Raw genomic sequence first — 371 nt, forward strand, 5'->3', positions numbered from 1 at the left:
TGGGGCGTCCGTGCCTGGAGCGTCCGCGCTATCGGTGCCGGGCGCGTCTGCGTGCTGCCGGGGCCCAAAGTTGATGATCGGGAAGGGCTCGCGGGCGGACGAGCCGTCGGACGACCACAGTGGGGAATTGGCGATCAGGCGATCCCACCAGCCGTCCCACCACTCACCGTCGGCATCGTTCGAATGACGAAGGCGCTCAGGATCGATATCGAACAGATCCATGGCACCTCCATCGAGTGATTCGAAAACTTGTATTAATTCTCTCGCGTCCCTGGGGCTAGTTCAAGATCAACTAGCAATCTCTTGGAATCACAGGTCGGGGACAGCAACGGTCCTGACGTAGGTTTCGGCGGTCGGCGGTCGGCGGTCGG

General features: G+C 61.7%; 1 protein-coding gene. It reads right to left on the minus strand.

Annotation, left to right across the window (positions count from 1 at the left end; all coding sequences use genetic code 11):
- Positions 1-222 (minus strand): hypothetical protein (locus FLV34_RS39895; protein WP_147945643.1); only part of this gene is annotated, 222 nt, incomplete at its 3' end.
- Between the last annotated feature and the right edge of the window lie 149 nt (positions 223-371).

The organism is Microbispora sp. CSR-4 (assembly GCF_008033685.1).
Classification (GTDB): domain Bacteria; phylum Actinomycetota; class Actinomycetes; order Streptosporangiales; family Streptosporangiaceae; genus Microbispora.